At 62.0% G+C, this 242-nt stretch carries 1 pseudogene; it reads left to right on the top strand.

The annotated features are described in order from the left end of the window. A pseudogene (locus G1E_RS29240) lies at positions 1-242 on the top strand (type I secretion system permease/ATPase); the annotation flags it as partial.

The raw sequence follows: 242 nt of genomic DNA, 5'->3' as shown, positions 1-242 counted from the left end.
CCTGCGGGTGAGTGATCTGGTCTACGGCCATGCCTTGCGCCTGCGCAACTCGGTGCGGCCGAAGTCCACTGGCTCGTTCATTTCGCAACTGCGCGAGCTGGAGTCGATCCGCGATTTGATCACCTCCAGTACTGCCACGGCGTTGGCCGACCTGCCGTTCTTCCTGCTGTTCTTGTTTGTGTTCTGGCTGATCGGCGGCGTGCTGGTGTTCATTCCGCTGGTGGCGCTGCTGGCCATGCTGC

Origin of the sequence: Pseudomonas sp. TJI-51 (assembly GCF_000190455.2) — a bacterium.
Lineage (GTDB): Bacteria > Pseudomonadota > Gammaproteobacteria > Pseudomonadales > Pseudomonadaceae > Aquipseudomonas > Aquipseudomonas juntendi.
This window is presented reverse-complemented; position numbering and strand designations above follow the sequence as displayed.